The organism is Streptomyces sp. NPDC058469 (assembly GCF_042721125.1).
In the GTDB taxonomy this organism is placed as follows: domain Bacteria; phylum Actinomycetota; class Actinomycetes; order Streptomycetales; family Streptomycetaceae; genus Streptomyces.
The window spans coordinates 1-20,170 of record NZ_JBHXME010000031.1 but is presented as its reverse complement, the minus strand read 5'-3'; the positions used below and the strand labels follow the sequence as shown (position 1 = coordinate 20,170).

The window sequence follows — 20,170 nt, the reverse complement described above, 5'->3', positions numbered from 1 at the left end:
CCTTCACCATCGGCCTGGGCAAGTCCCCGTACCTGCCGCTGAGCACCCGGCACTGGGCCCGCCTGCTCGACGACCAGGCCCTGCTGGGCGCACTGGCCGGCGACCCCGAGGGCCCGCTCGCGAAGGCACTCCTCGCCGACGGGAACCTCCTCGCGGACCTGCTGGCCCGCCCGGCCCTGGTGGCGGCCCTGGCCGATCCCGGCGAGTTCCGGCTGCTCGACGAACTCGTCGCGGACCACCCCGGGGACACCGGTCCCGTCGGGGAACACATCCTCAGCTCCGGCCATCCGGACATGGACGAGAAGGGCCGGAGCTTCGACATCCATGCCGTGGATCTCAATCTCGCGCTCGGCTCGGTGCTGTCGAGGCCGCAGAGTGCCGTCGACGAGGTACTGGACCTGAACGACCGGGCCTGGCAGCAGGGCTATCTCCAGGCAGTCGCCCCGACCTCCACGGCCGACGCGCCGCAGCAGGAGCGGGAACTCTCCGACCGCCTGCAGTGGGTGCTGCGGGGCATCGTCTCGGTTCGCGGTCTGCGGGCGGCAGTCGAGGAGGACACCGGGCTCGCGAGCCGGCTGCTGCACAACCGGGAACTGCTGCCCGCGCTACGGGTGCGTACCGACCTCGTGGACATGCTGAACGACCTCGACCACCCGGACGCGGGCCGGGTGCTGCGCGAGAATCCCGGTGTCGCCAGGGCCCTGCGGACGAACGCAAGGTTCTACCTGGAGTTCAAGGCGGAACCGGACCACCTGCCGAGGCTGCTCGCGGACACCCCTTACCTGGCGGAGCGGGTCGAGAAGAACCCCGAGCTCGGCCGGCTGCTCGCCACCCCCGCCCTGGCCCACATCTACCGTGCCGAGCCGGTGCTGCGGCAGATCATCCGCGTCGCCCCGGACGTCGCGGGCATCATCGCCGCCCGGCCCGAACTCGCGATGCGCCTGATGTATCTGCGGTCGGCGGTCGCGGAGGTGGGCCGCCACATCAAGCACCCCGGCGCCGGCCACCTCGTCCGCGCGCTGTTCACCCACAACTGGCTCCCGCTGGCCGCCAACACCCACCCGGAGCTCATCGCTCTCCTGGCCGAGCGCCCCACCCTGGCCCGCGCCCTGAAGGCCCACCCGACGATCGGTGGTCTCAACGAGGTCACAGGCATGATCACTGATCAGGCGTTCACGGAGGCCCTTGAACAGAATCCGGGCGCCGCCGACTTCGCGTTCGGTGCCCTCGACCGTCTCAACACGGTTCTGTACGCCCCGGAACTGCTGTTCGGGCTTGCCCGTGACGAAGCGCTCCAGTCGCTGCTGACCACGGTGCCCCTGGCGCACCCGCTCCTGCGCAAGCACCCCGAGCTGGCGGGAACGCTGATCCGGACACCGGAGCTCAGCACGATCCTGCGCACTCAGCCCATGCTGCTGGAGGCGTTGCACCGTGAGGTCGAGAAACTGACGGAGCATGACGCCGGCCGGGGCCTGATCGAGATCCTGCAGAACCGTCCCGAACTGGTCCATGCCCTGCATCGCACGCCCCGGCTCGGGGAGTTGCTGGTGCAGGACGACGATCTCGGCCGTGCTCTGCGCGCCGTTCCGGCCCTGGCGCCACTGCTCGCCGAGCCGGGCAGCCGTACGGTGTTCGGGGTCCTGGAACGCAACCCGGCACTGACGGGCGCGCTGGCCGCGAGCGAGGGCGCCACGCTCACGCGCGACGAGTTCCGGGCGGTGCTGCGCCGGCGACCGCTGGTCGCCTTGCTCGACGCCCACCCGTCCCTGACGGAGCGGGTGTTGAAGCTGGCCCAACTGCGTGCCCTGCTGCTCAGGGAGGGGGCCGCCGACGCGCTCAAGAACCTCGCCGACCGTGACCCGGAGGTGGTGCGGGCGGACACCAACGCCTTGTCCGCGCGGGTGGACGCGGAGTTGGCGGAGTTGGAGGCGGCCTCGGCGCGACGTGCAGAGCGGGCTCCGCACCGCTCCGGCACCAGTGACTCACAGGGACCGTCGGCACCCGCGGACCCGGCGGGCCCCGTGGCGACGCTGCTGCGGCAGCGCGATCCGGCGCTCGCGGCGGCCGTGGCCGCCGAACCTGGCCTGCCGGAACTCCTGGAGACCGAGGTACTCGCCGACGCGGTGCGTGAGCACGGGGAACTGGCGGCGCTGCTCGCGGGGCTGCCCGGTCTGGCCGAGCAGCTGATCGCCGACCCCTCGCTGGTGCCGCGGTACACCCTGGCGCACTATCTGCGTGGCGTGGGCCGGGTCTCGCAGGACATCACCGACGTCAACGCGTTCCTCACCGAGCGCGGTCTGGAGCTGGTGGCCCCCTACTACGACTGGTATCTGCGAGACGCCCGTTCCGCATGGCGCCGCTCGCAGGTGGAGTTCGCGGCTGCTGAGGCGGCCCGTGAGACGGAGGCGTCCGACCTGATCCGCCGGTTCGAGCCGACGAAGCCCGAGACCTGGACGTACTTCGACACGGACACCGAGGGCTTCGACGAGGCGATCGTCCTCGGCGGCGACCTGAGCAAGCAGAACCTGGACACGCTGCCGGGCGATCTGCCCCGGGTCTTGAAGTCATTGGCCTCGGGGACGGTACGCCCTGAGGACCAGGTGTACTGGGCGAACACCGCGCTGCACGCGCATGTGGCCGGCGGCAGTCACGGAGTGTCCTTCGCCGCGGTGCTCACCGCTCGCGGCCGGGTGGCGATCTACGCCTACGCGGTGGCCTACGACCGCGGTGGCTCCCGGGGCAACGACTACACGTGGGAGGGTCATGGCGGCCGGGCCAGCAAGGGCGCCCTGTCGCTGACGGCCTTGGAGGACGAGTACGGCCAGGAACCCGCCGAGCTGAGGCGCTCGCGTGAACTCGTCGCCCAGGGGCGCGTGTTGCGCGAGCGGCGCGCCGCGCAGCCGGTTTCCCGCCCGCTCGCCGCACCCATGCCGGCACTCGTCGCGCCCGCCACAGGCATCGTGCAGCCGACTCCGGTCGCGCAGACCGCCGTAGCGACGCCCGGCCCGGTGACGGACCGGGCCCAGACATGGCGGCAGGCGCTGGAGAACGACGCGGTGCCCGGATACCCGCTGCACGGGCAGCCGTTGCCCGAGGGTGCCGACACCCGGCAGGCCGCTTGGCTGAAATGGACGGACGCGACCCTGCGTCACGACACGGCCCGCGCCGCTGTCTCCCAGTTGGAGCACGACCGGCGTGACGCGCCGGTTCCGCCGACCGCGGCGCAGTGGCGGGCGGCCCTCGTCGAGGCCCGTGCCGCGATCACCGAATTGCGGGTGTCCGAGCGCCGAATGCGTGCTTGGGGCCACCAGGACCTGCCGCGACTGCACCGCGTCCGCCAGGATTTCGTCCGCACCTGGGACGGACCGCAGGCCGTCTCCGCCGAGACCCCGCTGCCCTCCTACGCAGCCCAGGGCACGTTCGAGATGGCGTTGCCGACGACCGTCCTGTGGGCGAACTCAGGCGAGTACGACCTCGATGCCGGCGCAGACGCCGAACTTCAGGACACCGCCCGCCGGATCGCCCGTGCCTACGCCGCCTGGCGGACCCAGGGGGCCACGGACTTCCCGACTGTCGATGTGCGCGGCTGGGGCGACGACGGTCTTGCGGGAGTGCGCGCCCGGAACGTGGTCAACAGCCTGGTCCCGATGGTCATGTCGGAATTGAGGCAGATGACGATCGCCGACTTCGGCGTCCGTTGGCTCTTCAAGAGCGCGGAGGCACCGCGAGACGTGCCCAGCCCGGATCCCGCAGAGGCGAGCTCCCTCTCCTCCCCGGTCGCGGTCACCGTCAGCCTTGACGAGGGCTACGTTCGGCTGTGGCAGGAATTCAACCCTTCGGAGATGTACGCCCGATCCCTGTCCTACCCGGTGGCCCGGCCGGTGCTGTCCACCTGGCTCAAGGCCGAGTTGCTGGCCGCCGATCCCGACGAGCGTCTCGCGATGCTCACCTACCTGGAGCCCGCACACCGGCGCTGGCTGGCCCTGGACGAGGAGTTCACCGCCGAACTCGCGGTCTCCCTCGGCCACATGGACTTCGTCCGGGTCACCGCGAAGCTGCTCGTCGACGTTCCCGACGGCGCCGCGATCGCCACGGAGGGTCTCCACGCCCCGGTGACCGCACGGCGTGAGGTGGAACGGCACCTGGCCAACGTGCTCGCCAATCGTGCTGTGACGCTGCAGCTCCTGAACACCGGTCAGCGGATCATCGTGGTCCCCAGGGACAAGCGCACTCTCGATCTGCGCCCGTCGCGCTATCGAAGGGAGCCCGACCAGGACACCCGTCACGTGTACTTCGTTCGGCATCCCCAGGTTGTCGTCGTCGCAGAGGAGACCCTGCGTGGTGCGATGCCCATGGTCACACGCGAGATCTTCTTCAAGACCTCAGTCGTTGTCACCCATGAGTTCACGCACATGGTCCACCCCCTCATGACCGCGCGGGAGCGTGCCCTTGTCGCGGCGGCTTACGAGCGGTCCTGGCGCGAGGACGCGGCGGTGCTGGCACCGTTCGTCGGCGATCCGGTCGCTCTCGCCGCTGCCGCTCGGACTCTGCCGCGCAGATGGCCGGGCGGACGCTACGTGGTGCCCGACGCCAATAGCCCGTCGGGGGTCAGCAAGCCCAACTACTCGGCCGGCAACGACAAGGAGTTCTGGGCAGAGATCGTCGCGGCCGCGAAGGGGCACGCGGTCGGCCCTGATCCCCACACCGAGGAGATCAAGAACAACGGTGCGGCCTGGGTGCGTCGCAACTACCCCGAACTGGTGCCGATCGTGAAGCGCTACTTCGGCCCCCTCCGTGAGTTCGGATACACCGTCGGCAACCCTCTCTCCGCCGCCGCCCTTGAAGAGCAGTCGCTCGACGGCGCCCGCCAGATGTTCACCCGGGCCGAAGACGAGTTCGAGGAAGCGGAGTTGGTCCGCCCGGCGGAGTTCGAGATCTTCGGTGAGTTCGACGAGTGGGAGCCCGCGGGGAACACGACCCGCCACGACGAGGACGACGACTCCGACGACTCCGGTCCGGAGGCCCTCGCCGCCGCCCCGCCTGCCACGCGGGTCGTCGGTGCGCTGCCGTTCGGCGCGATCCCCCACACACTGCCCGCCCCCGCAGCCCCCGCCGCCCCCACCGACGCCGCTCCCATCAGGTGGGGCCTGGACGTGGACCTGCTGGTCCGGTCAACACGGCAGGAACGCCTGAACGCCTTCGGGGCGTTGGCGGACTCTCAGCGGGCGGCCTGGCGTGCCGGTGCCGAGGGGCGGGCGACCCTCGCGGCCCTGGCCCAGGAAGTGACCCCCGCGGAATTCGCCGAGCTGGCCGCCTTCCTCCTGGTGGACCACGGCACCCGGGCCGCCGAACCGCTCCAGGCCGTCCACCAAGTACGCCTTCTCGCGGCGCAGTTGCTCGGCGTGCCGGCCACCGCACGACGCGTACTGGCCTCGGGCATGCGGGTCCGGGTCCTGGGCGCCGACCAGCGTCTCACCGACCTGCCGGAGTTCGGGCACTTGGCCGGGGTGGCGCTCGACGACGGATCTGGGCGCACCTGGGACAGCGTGCGCGGCGCGCTGCTGGCCTCGGCGGGCATCGTGGTGGTCGCCGAGGAGAACCTCTCAGGTGGCCGTACGGCCGTGGGTGACGGCGAGCACCAGGACGACGGCTACTCAGCCGTCCTCCACGAACTCGCCCACCTGATCGTCGAGTTCGGTATGAAGGGGAGTCAACGGAAGTTCTTCCGGCGGGAGTTCGACCGGCTGAGCGCGCTGGGCAAGGACGCGGTCTGGCCCGACGGCCCGGCCGTGGACCTGAACGGCAACCCGGCCCGCCCCTACGCCGGGTTCAGCGTCGCGGAGTTGGGCGCGCAAGTGCTCGTCGCCCACCTGGCTGCCAACGCTGGCACCGACCCCTACACCGGCCAGCCGCGCGTCAACGGCAGCGAAGCGCTGGCCAATGTCGTCTCCACCGCCACCGCGGAGGTGCTGAAGAGTGTCGTCGGTGCCGGGCTGTCCGCGCAGACCGGCCCCAAGAACCAGCGGCCCAACCCGGTCGCGGCGTATGAGCGCGAACAGGATGCCTATGAAGGCCTGGGGGCCTTCTGGGAGCGCGAGGACGCGATCGCACGACCCCTGCCGCGCACGTCCCGTGCGGGGAAGGGCCGCACCGTCGAGGCGGAGCAGGCCCTCACCGCCAGGCAGCAGCGTGCTGCCGAGAGTCTCCTCGCACAGGACCCGTTGGCGCCCGTCTTCGACCCGGCCTCCGACCGGGACACCGTCGTCCAGGCCCTGTTGAAGCACAGCCGCCTACTGGAGGCGGACCTCGCCGGGCTGGAGGAGACAGCGCCTGGCGTCCCGGCTCCGGGGAAGCGGCTCGCCGGTGCGTCCACCGCCCCGCGGTCGAGGCCCGTGCTCCCGCCGCGCACGAGCGCTTCCGTACGCCGCGGCCTGGAGGCACAACAGCGCTGGACCGACGCTCTGTTGAACCAGTCGGGCGTCGACCTCGCATCCCTGGACGCCGCGCCTCTGGCCCTGCGCCTGCCCGGCGGAGGAAAAAAGAAGAAGGCCAATAAGGCCCCCGTGAGCAGTACGGCGGCCTCGGCGTCGGCCACCCCCGGCACCTCGACTCCCGGGGCCTCCACCTCCCAGGCGCCGATCGCCCCACCGCCCGACTACGCCGCATCGCCGCCCGGCTACGACGCGTCCGCCTTCACTGGGCTGATACCCTTGTCGGCCGTCGCCGCCGCCGCTCAGCTGCGCCTGCCCGAGCACCTCAAGTTCGGTATGGGCAGGCCTCAGTTGGCTGCTGCCGCCCGTCTCGCGGGCGCGGGCCTCGACGCCTACGAACGGACCACCGGATCCCCGCTGAGCACACGGGACGCCAACCTCGCGGCCGACTACCTGGCACGCAACCCCGCCGTGGCCACGGAACTGATCGAGAATCGTTTCGAACACCTGCGTTCGCTCCTCGCCGCCCCGGAGGTGCTGGAGCGGCTGAACGGGCTGGGCGAGGTCTCCCCCGTACTTCTGGACCATCCGGCACTGGTCTCCGAGATGGCGTCCCGCCCGGAGGTGCTGACTCTGCTCACCGCCGCCCGCGCGGACGACGGTGCCGCCGAAGGGTCACTGGAGTGGCTCGTTGATCGCTTCGACGGCGAGGAACGGGGCGGGCCGGTCTCCCAGGGCCTGAAGCGGATGCTGGAGACCCCGGAGCTGCTGGACTGGCTGGAGGGTCAACCCAAGGAACTGAAGGCGCTGTTCACCAGCCCCCAGCTCGTCGAGTACTTCGACGCGGACATGACGGAGATCGTGGAGCTGCTCCAGGGGCCGGTCCTGCTGCGCCCGGCCCAGCGCTCGGACGTGGTGGCCAAGTCCCTGCGCAGTGCCGAGGGCTCGCTGCGCCGCCTCGCGATCAGCGAGGCCGTCGGCGAGGCCCTCAGCGTGCACGGGCACAGCCTCGCCGATGTCGACGTCCTCGCCGGCCTGTTCCTGGACCCGGACCGCATCACCGGGCTGGAGCGGCACTTCCGACTGGCGGGGCCGGTCATCGGCACACCGGCTCTGCTTCGGGCCTACGTCCACGGGCCCGACCCCGAGGAACTGCTCGGCCTCCTGTCCTCCCAGCCGCTGCTCGCCGAGGTCCTGCCCGGTGTCCCCGAACTCGCCGCCGTCCTCGCCGACGACCGTGAACTGCTGCGGACCGCTGCGGCCAACCCGGCCGTCGGCGTCGCGCTGTCCACCGACCCCACCGCCCTCGACCGGTACCTCGGCGCCGTGGCGGACCGCGACGGGCTGCTGACGGCGCTCAACGGACTGACCCCGCCCCCGGCGCCGCCGGCCGCCGGCCGCGCCGCCGCCACTGCCGCGGCCCGGCTGGCCGCGCACCCTGTCGTGGGCCCGCTGCTGGCCGCGAACCCGCCGTACGACAGGCCGGTGCTCGCGGCGCTCGACGCGGCGCTGCGCTTGAACCCCGACCTGTTGCCCCACCCGCACGAGTACCGGGACCTGATCGAACGCCACCCGGAGCTGCTGGAACTGCTCACCACGCCCGCCGGGGCCCCGTTGCTGGCACCCGGCGTCCTGACCGTCGTCCTGCACGACGAACGGCTGCTCGACGACCTGCTCTCCACCACTGAGGGAACACGGGTCCTGCGGAACCTGGAGCGCCTCCTCGCCCGTGACCCGGAACTCGCCGCGGCCGCCCGACGCAACCCGGCACTGGTGCAGCAGGTCCGCGCCCACCCGGCCGGAGTCACCCGGCTGCGCCGTGTGCCCGGCTACCTGGAGGCCGTCGCCCACGGCGAGTGGACCGACACCACCGGTATGTACAAGTCCGTCCTCATCGACCTCATCGAGGAGTCCGGGCTCGACCTCGGCCTGCTGCGCGCCGCCGACGGCGCGGGTGTCCGCGCCGTGCACCTCAACTCGGTCCTCGGATCGATGGCGCAGGCCACCCCGGAGCGTTTCCAGCGGCTGTTCTCGCGCCCCGAACTGCTCGAACTGCTCCAGCAGTTCGCCGACATCGACGGCACCGTCGTGCACTGGGCGCGGCTGCTCGACGATCCGGAACTCCTCGCCGCGCTGGCCACCCCCGACGGTCTCGCCGTGGCCCAGACACTCCTTGAGAGCGATCGGCTCGCGGACGCGGTCGCCCGGCCCGGGTTCCGCAACCTTCTGGTCGCCGATCCGGCCGCGGTCGCCGGCCTCGCGGAGGAACCTCGGGGCCTCCGACACCTCGTCGAGGCGTATCCCGCGGCGCTCGACGCCGACGGCATGGCCGTTCACCCCGGCGACGACGACCTCCAGGCGACCCTGATCGCCGCCCTCGACGCCGGTCCCGCCGCCTTCGACACCGCCTCGCCCGACCCGCGATTCCAGGACGCCTTGCGACTCGCCACCGCGAACCCCGCCGTGGCGACCCTGGTGCGCGAGGACCGGCGTTTCGCGGCGGCCCTCGTCCACAACACCGAACTCGTCCCGACCCTGCGCCGCAGGCCTGCCCTCGCGAACCTGCTCGGCCCCGCGAACGTGCTGCTGCTCGTTACCCAGAACCAGGACGTCACCCGGGCTCTGCGCACCGACGGCGTGTTCTTCCTGGAGTTCTCACTCGGCTCCGAGCTCCTCTCCAGGATCATGCTGCAAATGCCCTCCTTCCAGGGCAAGTTCATCGACAAACCGCAGCTGATGCAGGCCGTGGGCAGTCTGCACATGCTGGCCGCCTACATGCAGGAACCGGCCCTGCGGCGCATGTTCGACACCGGTGCCGGCGTCGGGGTGGCCGCGGCCGAGAACCCCGCCGCCGTCACCACCCTGCGGCTGGCTCGTCCGCTCTTCGACGCGCTCGACGAGTACACCGGGCGCCCAGGAACGCGCGGCGACAAGGCGGCGGTCCTCACGGCTCTGCTCGCCCACCGGGCACTGCGCGAGACCCTCGTCGCGGAGTCCGAACTGCTCGGCCGGATCACCCGCACCCCCGCCCTGGCCCGGGCGTTCAACGCGCACCCCGGCACCCTGTCCGACGCGGCGGCCGTACGGTCCCTGCTCACCGACGAGGTTTTCCTGGACGCCCTCGCCGCTCACCCGAAGCAGGCCGAGCGGCTCTTCGCCGACCCCGCCCTGCTCGCCACGGCCCGCCAGGTCCCCGCCCTGATCGCGGCCCTCACCGCCGCTCCCGCCCTGGGGGACCTGCTGGCGAACCCCGACGTCCACGACCTGCTCCGCAACCACCCCGGCCTGGTCGGCGCGTTCGCGGCCCAGCCCGACCTCGTGGCGTTGCTGCGCACCCAGCCCGCCGTGGTAAACCGCATGACCCGCTCCGACACCCTGCGCACCGCCCTCGTCCAGCGGCCGGAACTCGTCGCCGCGATGCGGAGCAGCCGGGCCGTCAGCACCGAGATCAACGACGACACGGAGACCGGCAGGGCGTTGCTGTCCGTGCCGCGCCTCGTGGACGTCATGCTGCTCCCCGGCTCCCGGACGGTCCGAAACGCCCTGGAACGCCGTCCCTCGGTCGCCGAGGAACTCGCGCGGCCGGGCGCCGTGCCGACGGACACGACCGCGGCCGAACTGCGCTCCCTGCTGGCCAACGGCAACACCATGTCCCTCCTTGACGAGACACCGGGTCTACTGGGCACGATCCTGGGTGAACCCGGCCTGCGCAGCGTGGCCGACGAGCGCGAATTCCCCCATCAGCTACGGCAGTTGTTCACCGCCGATCCGGCACTGCCCGTAGCCGGGGCACCGGCGCTGGCCGCGGCGCTCGCCGGCCTGCGCGCCACCACGTCCACGCGTCCCGCCCCGCAGGCCACACCGGCCGGGGTGACACCGGACACCGAGGACCCCGGCGCGGGCGTCACGGCTCCCGAGGCCCCGACGGCACCGGCTGCCGCCGAGACCCCGGAGCCCGACAGCGCCGTACGGTCGCTGCTGCGCGCCCGTCGGCCCGGCCTGCTCGCCGCCATCGACGCCGAGCCCGGCCTGCTCGAACTGCTGGAGCAGCCGGTGCTCGCCGCAGCCCTCACCGAGCACCCCGAACTGGCCGTACTGCTCGCCGCCAACAGCGGGCTCGCCGAGGAGCTGCTGGCCGCGCCCGACCGCGTCGTGGAGCACACCTTCACGTCGTACCTCGCGCAGCACCAGGGGCAGCACCCCCGGGAGGATCTCGCCGCCTGGCAGACCCTGCGCGACATTCACCTCGACTCGCCCTACTACACGTGGCTGGAACAGGCCGCGCTGGAGGTCTGGGACCGTGCCGCCGACCGCCGCATCGCGCGGTACGAGACCGAGGCTCAGGCCGTGCGCGAGCGCAAGGCGGCGTTCAACCCGCTGGACCCGAAAACCTGGGTGCACAGCGGGCGCCTGTACCTCGCGGGCTCGCTCGGCCACACCGATCCCTCCGGTGACCTGCTCGCGGTCCTGCGCCGGCTCGCCGACGGCACCTCCGGACCGCGCGAGCGCGGCTACGCCGTCAACACCGCCGTGCACCAGCACGTGGACGGTGGCACCTCCGGGCTCTCCGGCACCTGGGTGCTGGCCGATGACGGCATGGTCGACTTCGTCGGCTACGCCGAGTCGCTGTCCCGTCCACGCAACAGCAACGACTACGTGTGGCGCGGGCATGTCGGCGACCCGAGGCCGGGCCCGCTCGGCATCGAGGCCGTCGAGGACCTTCCGCTGCTGGTCGACTCCGTCCGGCAGGTGGCCGAGGCGCGCGCGCTCCGCCAGGCGGCCGCGGGCACCCCGCTCGCCGCCCCCACGGCGAAGCGGGTGCTCCGCCGCCCCTGGGAGACCCTCAACGGCCGCCTCCTGAACGCCGTCGCCGAGGAGAGCGAGATCGAGGAGGTCGCGGGCGAGCAGGACCCCACGGCGGAGTTCGTCCCCGACGGCATCCACGAGGCCGCCCAAACGCTGTTCGCGGGCATGGCGGCCTCTCCGGAGCGCACCACTGCGGCCCTGGCACAGGACGACGACGGCAGCTGGGCGGACAGCTTCCTGGACGCTTACGGGTCGGGGGACGCCGCACAGTCCGACGCCGAGCACGCGATGCTGCGTTCGGTTCTGGACGCGCTCGTCAACCAGCCCGCCCTGGCGCAGGCCTGGACGAACGACCACGCCCAGCCCGCCTCACTCCTCCTCGTCCCCGGCCTGCTCGACCTGCTGCAGAGTGACGACACGACCTTCTACGACCTCTACACGAGCGACGAGGCGTTGCGCCGCCGCCTCGACACGCACCCCGACGAGCTGGCGGAAACCCACGCCCGCCTGACCGGAACCTCCCCCACGCCGTCGGGTGCCGTACTGGTGCCCCCGGCCGCCGCCGCACCTCTCCCCGAGGCCGAACCCGCGCCCGTGGAGCGGGTCGTGGGCCCGCGACCCGGGATGAACGTCAGCAGCCTCATCCGCTGGTTTGAGAAGCTGGCGGCAGCAGGCGCACAGCCGGACCGGTCGTCCACCGCCGGAGCCGCCCCGCGCACCGCAAGGCAGCTCGCCCAGACCACCCCGGTCGACGTCGACACGGACTCGGCGGCGCGACGCATCGTCGCGGCGATGCGCGTCTGGCCGACCGGCGCAGCCGACTCCGTGGCGGCGCTGGAGCAGCAGTTGCGCACCTCAGGCCCCGGCTCCTGGTCCCTGGTCCTGGCCGAGGACGCGCCTACGGGTGATGGCGTTCCGCGCCGCCCCATGTCGCTGTACGCGGTGAACGTCGCCGGCCGGGTCCGATGGCTGGACCGGCTCAGTGGCGACATGACCCTGCCGCCGGCGCCCGGTGACGTCCTCGCCTCGATCGACGCGGACCGGGACAGCCGACTCATCACGCCCTCCGCGCCCGATGAGGCCGGGGAGCGGACTGAATCCGCCCGCTACGTCGGCGAGTTGCGCCCGGCGATCCTGGACACGCCGTCCCGGCCGCCGACCGGCACTGACCTGCTGGCCCAGCTGGAGAGCCCGGCCCAGCCTCGGGGCTGGGCGCAGGTGCTGGAGGAAGAAGCCGCGGACATCGAGCCGCCGCGCACGGACATCTCGGGCAGGCCCACCACCCGGGCTGTCGCCTGGTCGCGCTTCCACGCCTCCTACCTGCACCATCAGCGTCTGGCCGCCCAGGTGACGGAGGAGCACGAACGCGCAGACATGTTCGGCTCGGCAGCCCCGACCCCGCTGTCGTCCTCTGTGGTCCGGGTGAGTGCCGCGAAGGCCCGCCTGGACCAGGACCGCCGTATCTTGCAGGACTGGGTCCGCATCGAACCGGACGCACTGATGGCACGGTTCGAGTCGATGCTCGCGGAGGAGCGGGCCGCGGCCCAGCAGTCCGCCGCCTCACCGCGCCCGGACGAGCCATCGATGGCGGATCGCGCCGGCCTGGAACCCGCTCTGGTCGACGACCTCATCAACGGCGTCCGCCTGGCGAGAGACGACCAGGGCCGGGTCACGGCCATGTGGCTGCCCGAGTCCGACGACGCCTACGCGCCCCTGTCGGACGAAGGCGCCCTCGCTCTGCCCGCCCACCTGCCCGAGAACACCGTGGCGGTGTTCGGCGCGGTCGCGGGCCGGGGCCTTGTCCACCGCGGCCGGTGGGTGTCACCGGCCGCCCTGGCCTCGGTCCTCGTCAACCACGCCCCGGAGCGGATCCCGGTGCTGACCATGGCCCAGGCCGCGCCCGTCGCCCAGGCATTGGCCGTCGAGTGGGGGCAGCCGGTGATCGCCACCGTCGGCGAGCCGGCGCACGACGAGGAGAGCGGGACCTTCCGTGACGGCACGGATGACATCCGCCTGCACCTCTACGCGGGCGACGACACGGACACCGTGCACATGCTGGTCCGGCGCCCCACGACGCCCACCACGGCGAGCCCCGACGGCCTCGGGGAGGACGAGAACGAGGACGAGGTCGAGAACGGGGACACCGCCGCTGACCTGACCCGGACATCCCGGGTCCGTAGGCAGACCGGACCCCGGGCCTCCGCGCCCCGCTCGCAGGCTCCTTCGCGCCCCCTGCGCCCGCTGACCCCGGTCAAGGTCGACCCGATGGTGCGCAGCGTCGGCGTACCGCGCTCCGGCCTGCCACACCTCGGCCAGCTCATCGCGGACCTGCGGGTGCTGACCGCCAACGCCGGCCACGACGTCCCCGAGTCGACGTGGGACCGTCTGCCGCAGTCCCTGGTCGCCAACTACCGCTATCTGGTGCCCGGCGACGACCCTGAAGAGACGACGGGGCTGCTGGTGGGCTTCGGGCGCGGCCTGGAGATGCTGCTCACCCTGGACCCGCGGAACCCGCACCGCCTGACGAACGCCGAGGGCTCCTACGACCGGCCCGCGCCGATCTCACGCGGCCCCGCCCTCCCGACCATCGCCGAGGACAACGACACCGAGGACGTGGCTGATCTCCGGCGCGAGCGTTCCCAGCGACGTGACCGCCTCGCGCCCGTCCCCCTCGTCTCCCCGCTTCCGCCCGGCCCGTCCGTGGACCCGACCGTGCCGATGGACCCGGCCGATCCGGCCCTGCTGGTTCCGGCCAGCCCCGACGAGTTCCGGGCCACGGCCACGATCAACGCCGCCTACATGACCGGTGCCCACGCCCGCACCCACTCCGGCTCCACCTCGGCGTTCCGGATGCCGTTCGGCATCAACTTCGGCTTCGGTATCGGCGTCGGGCCCGTCGTGCCCGTGCTGCGCCTTGGCGCCTCCGTCTCCGGCCGCGTCGGCATCGACCGCTCCACGACGACTGTCGAGGACGCCGAGGGCGGTCATGTCGAGGACAACCGTTCGCCGCACGACCTGCTCTCCTACACCGCCGACTGGTCCGTGCGCCTGCGCACCGGCACCGACCAGTCGTGGGACACCATCACCCCGCACACGGTGTCCGGCGATCCGGCGCAGCGGCTCATCCTCCAGGTGCCCGAGGCGTATCTGGACACGGCCCCGCAGCAGGTCGTACGGGACGGCGAGGGCGGGATCACGATCCCCGACACCTTCTTCGCCTCGGGCCTGACCAACCTCCCGGTCCTGCTGGACAACGTCCTCGCCGAACTCTCCGCCGAGGGACTGGACCTGGCGCTGGGCTCCGCCCCGTACAACGAGCTCGTGCACAAGCTCTGGGACCTCGACACGCACCTCGACGAGGCCGTCAACAACATCAAGGGCTACCCCCTGGGCCTGCACGACGCCCACGGGCGGACCGTCGCACAGATCAACCTCCACTCACTTCACGTCGGCGGCGTGCCCGCGCGCGTCGGGGCGACCAGCGAGACCGCCCACATCGAGAACGTTCGCACCGGCGTGCGTGGCACCGGTGGCAGCCAGACCATGACCAACTCCAGTACGGTCACGCCCATCCAGGCCCAGTTCGACGTGCTGCCGCTGCCCTTCTCGAACCCGGCCGCCGGTCTCGCCGTCCAGCTGACCGCCGGCATGACCTGGTCGACGAGCGACACCGACAGCGCCGGCCGCACCGGTCTGTGGGTGATCGTGCCGCGCACCGACAACCACACCAACGGCTACCACATGAACTTCCTCCACCACGCGAGCGTCTCCGTCCTCGGGAGGGGGGTCCGCACGACGACCGGGGTGCCCGGCCGGGCGCTGCTGCGGGCCGAGGAGCGGGCGGCGTTCGACCACGGCCTGCCCGTGGACCAGGCGGCCGTGGTCCCCCCGTCGGCCACCGTCTCCAGCCCGGTTGTCCTCAGCCCGACCGTCTCCAGCCCGAGCACCCCCACCCCTGGTCCGAGCACCGAGGCCGCCGACTCCGACGCATACCCGGCCGCCGCCGACCTGGAGCGGGCGCGCAGTATCGCCGACCGCCGCGCCAAGCTGGAGAACGCCAGGCCCCTGCCGCCCGGAACGCCACGGCCCAACAGCATGCTGGTGACGCCCGTCGGCCCGCCCGTCGTCGTTCCGCACGCCACCACGACCCTCCGTAACGGCCTCACCCAGCCGGCCCCCGGGACCCCGACCCCCACAGCCCCCGACTACGTCGCCGCGGGCAAGGGCGTCGGCATGGGCCTGGTCGAGATATCCGAGACCGCCGTACGGGAACTGCGTGAGCGGATCGCCGCCGAACTGCGCACCCGCGGCTTCCTGCCTCCGTCGGACGTCAGTCCGCTCGCCCATCGGCGCTGGTGGTCGCACGCCGCCAAGCGGGAGAGCCAGCTGGAGAACGAGGAACTGCTAGACAAGTTCATCTCCCGCCGCGGCCTGGAGACCCACTACGACGAGATCCACCAGGACGGCATGACGCTCAAGCTGTACCTGCGCCGTGGCTTCCTCGGCATGGATCTCGACGAGGACGAGGTCACCATCGACCTGCGCGGTTCACGGGCCACGACCGACCCGCTCGAATTCCAGGGTCACGCCGACGACTACCACACCGTCAACCTGTCCATGGGCGTGGACACCGCGGGCCGCGCGACCTCCGGCAAGCGTGAACTCGCTCTGAGCCTGCGCTTCAAGGCGCTCTTCCACCAGCTGCGCGCCAGCGCGCTCGGCGTCGACCTCAGGCGCTCTGTCGGCGGTTCGCAGAGCGTCACCGGGATCACCAACACGCCCTCCCTGATGGAGCACCCGGGCAGCGTCGACGCCTTCGACATCCAGAGTGATCTCACAGCGCGTGTCTCCTACCAGCACTCCGGGCTGCAGGGCAGGATCCGCAAGGGGATCCGCGACCTGCGTGAGCCGATCAGGGTGCGGCAGGCCGCCCGCGCCTATCTGATGCCACTGGGCCGGATCAAGCACAGCGACCCGACGACCGACCGGACCACCCCCTCGGCGATCCTCTCCAACGGCGTGGTGTTCTACCTGGACACCACCGGCCTGCGCGGCGCTGCGCGCACCGCCCTGCGCGACCTGGTCGGCCCGCAGGGCGGCGCGGACCAGGAGATCAGCACCTTCACCGGCACGACCTCGGTGCGTTCCCACTTCAAGGAGATCACCAGGAACACCTACTCCAGCGACCAGTTCTTCGACCCGGGACTGGTCCACGACACCACGGGTGCTCTCGACGTCCGTGCGGAGATGGGCCCCAGCCACTACGCCGGCTCCACCGACGACAACTTCGTCCTGGGCCTGGTGAAGCTGTGGCTGACCACCGCCGGGACCAGCGACACCCGTACCAACGGCCTCGGTTGGGCGCAGGCCGACGTCACGGTCGGCGCCCAGCCCGACGCCAACCGGGCGACCTACGTGCAGGGAGAGGTGGCCGGCACCCGCCGCTGGGCCTGGAGCCGGACCCGCACCAGCACCCGCACCGGCGGAATCGAGCGCGTCCAGATCTCCTACGATCACGCCTACGCCTTCCGGACCACCGCCGACTTCCAGGTACGGGGCCGCCAGGAGAAGCGCGGCAAGTTCATGGGGTCGGCGGTCCGCCGCCCCGCGGCCCGGCCCGTGACCGGCCGGGACATGGTCTACCTCCTCCCGGAGCCGGTGGCGCTGCACCAGTACGCCGCAGGCGCCGTACCCGTCCCCGACGAGCAGCTTCTCGACGCCATGTCCCGCTGGGAGCAGGGCAAGCTGCACCTCGACGGCGACACCCTCGCCGGGGTGCTGCGCCGATGGAGCCGGAACGCGGCCACCGCCCAGCAGCACAGGCCCGAGATCGCACGCCTCGCCCAGCTCCTCGCGACCTTCCACGGCAATGGCGGCCTGCCCGTCCGCGAGGCCGCCCACCGCGCCGACCTCCTCGCCGAGTTCGGGCTGACCCTGTCCGACCCCGAACCCCGCGACCCCGGCCGGGCCCCGCTGCCCGAGTACCTGCGCCGCCGCGACCACGGCGGCAGCATCCTCGGGCACAGCGGCATCGAGGCCATCACCTACGACCAGCCGGACGACGATCCCGCCTCCGGTCCCCGGCCCCCCGTCACCACCTTCCAGCTCGTGCGGGACCAGATCGAGGCCGCCGCCCCCGGACTGCTCGCCGCCGAGCCCGAGCTGTGGACCTCCGACGGCCGCAGGATCGGCCGCCTCCAGGGCGGAGTCGACGCGCTGCAGGCCATGTTCGCCGAGGGCCGCGACCACGCCGTCTGGGACGAGGTGCTGACGCCCGGCGGCTTCCGGTTCACCCTCACCAACCCCGTCGGCTGGCTCCTCGGCGATCACGTCGACGTCAGCATCGCCTCCGAGTTCACCGGCCCGCCCGAGGTCGGCGACTTCATACCCAACAACGGCTTGGAGAACTACGGCCACGGCGCCTCGCAGATGTCGCGCGGCAAGCTCCGTGCCACCGGGCAGAGCCTCAACGCCGGACAGCTGGCCGTCGGCGGTCAGGACGTCGTCGGCGCGGGCGGCCCGGGAGTCGCGCAGGGCGAGAGCCGCGGTGTCGCCCAGGTCCACGAGATCACCGCCGAGCAGACCGTCTACGACAACAACGGCCACTACCGCACCGAGATCCCCCAGCACGTCACCGTCACCGTCAACCGCGAGGACACGGCCGGCCGTCCCCTGAACAACTTCCTCATGGGCCTGTACCGCTCCATGGACCCGGCCCGCTCCCAGACACACGTGGGCGAGGCGACAGGCACCCTGGTCCTCCAGGTGCCCAAGGGCCTGGCCGAGTCGCAGCCACTCGAGTCGAACCCCGAGCGTGACCTGAGGCCCCTGCCCGCGCTGCCCGGCGACTCCTACATCGCGGGCACGCTCCTCGACAGCGCCCAGCCCGTCGCCAGGCGCCTGTTCGGGCGGGTATTCGGCGAGAACGCCGACCGGGCGCGCACCCGCGGCAGCCTCGCCCTGTCCACCCTGGTGTCCCGCACCCACCTCACCAACCACCTCCGCGAGGCCACCGGCGGCCGGCGCTACCAGCTCTCCGAGGGCCTGTTCGTCCCCGGCCACTCCTCGACCCGCGCGAGGCTGTGGCTCAAGGGCGACCTCTACGACCTCCAGGTGCTCGGTGCGGTGGCGGGCTCCGGCACCGGCCGCTACGCCAAGGACGCCCGCGGCACCACAGTCACCCACGGCTCCGACCGACTGCGGCCCTCCGCCAACGTCGGCCTGTTCGGCTACGGGCCCCTGGCCGACCACAACCCCGCCCAGGACAGCCAGGGCAACACCATCCCGCCGTACGTCATCAAGGACGCCGGCGGTGCCCACGGCCGTATCACCGCGGCCGGCCTCGTCGGCCAGGGGACCGAGGAACACCGCCGCGAGCAGCACGTCAAGCAGCAGGGCCCCATGTATCTCGTGCGCATGCGCGGCAGGTTCCGCCTGGAGGCCGAGAAGTACGTACGCAACCTCTTCCTGTCCGACGGCGAACGGGGCACCTTCCACAGCGACCCGATCACCGGCGACGTCTACGCCGAGATGTACAAGGCCGAGGTCGACGAACTCCTCGCCCGGGTGGCCGCCACCCGCGCCGAGCCCGATGTCCACCGCGACCGCTGGAGTCACCTCGCCACCGCTCCTGTCCTCGACCTCACCGACATCGTCACCGAGGCCTCCCAGCGACCCGGCTTCCAGCCCTGGCGCCTCTACCAGGAGGTCGCGAAGGACGTCGTAGCGGCCCGTACCGACTCCCGAGGCCGGGCCCCCGAAGCGGTGGCCCTCACCATCGACCGCGACGCCGCCACGGCCCAGGCCCACCGCGCCTGGCTGGAGTGGGCCGAGACCCACCTCGCCCAGGGCCTCGCCCACACCACCCGGTGGAGCGACGGCACCCCGACCGTCCAGGACGCCCGCCGTGCCCTCGACGAGGTCCAGGCGTCACTCGACGGCGAGGCCGGCCCCCTGGACCCGGCCGAGTACGAACGCCTCGTCCGCGACTTCCGCGACTCCGTGCACGCCCACCTGGACCGGCTGCTCCCCGGCGCGGAGCCGCCGGCCGACCCGGACACGACGGTCGGCCTGCTTCAGCCGCTGGACCTGCTCGCCCGCGACCTGGCCCACGACACGGACGCCACCGTTCGCGTCGACGTACTCGACGGCGACGGTGCGCCGGTCCAGCAGGTGTGGGCCGAACCCAACGGACGGGTGCACTTCTTCGACCCGCTGACCCTCGACCCGAAGACCTCCGCCCCGCCCGACCTCACCGTGGAAGCGGCCGCGGCGGCCGGCGCGCTGAGCCCGGAGACCGCTGTTCTCGCGGGCCGATTCGGCCTGACCCCGGCCGAGATGGCGCCCCTGTACCGCAACTCCTGGGCCCGGTCCCGCAGTTTCGACGCGGCGGTCCGCGAGGAGACCGAGTACCGCGAGGCCCGGCTCGCCGACCAGGACGCCATGCTGCCCGAACTGCTGGTCCTCGCCGACGAGTTGGAGCATGCCTGGTACGACGCTGTGCACCGGCTGCGCGGGGAGATCGACGGACTGATGCTCGGGATCTCCCAGCAGCGACACGACACCACCTCCGTGCGACGCGAGGAGGTCCGGCTGCGGAGCCTCACCGCCAGGCTCGACCGGGCCGTGGACCGCTGGAGCGAGGCCGACCGAGAGTTGGAGACCCTGCGCGTCCTCGCGGCCGACGGCAACGCGGTCCTCGCGCCCGACGCTGCCGACACGTTCGCCCAGGGAACCGCACAGACCCTGGCCCGACTTGAGGCACAGGCGGACGTATGGGAGAACTCCACCGACGACGCCCATGCCGTGCTCTTCGACGGCGCGCCCGGGGTGGCCGGAGTGGGGGAGACCTCGGGCGGGTCGCAGGCATTCGATCCCTTCGCGTTGCGGCCGGGGGACGGGGCGCTGGAGTTGGTGGGTTCGCTGGTGGAGAT

Annotated in this window: 1 protein-coding gene (cut by a window edge); it reads left to right on the top strand. The window is 72.2% G+C overall.

The genetic code is table 11. The features are described from left to right. Positions 1-20,170, top strand: part of the annotated coding region (locus ACFWP5_RS16575) for a hypothetical protein (protein ID WP_384156048.1) (this coding region is incomplete at its 3' end). Its footprint begins 41,098 nt before the window's first position; 20,170 of its 61,268 annotated nt are in view.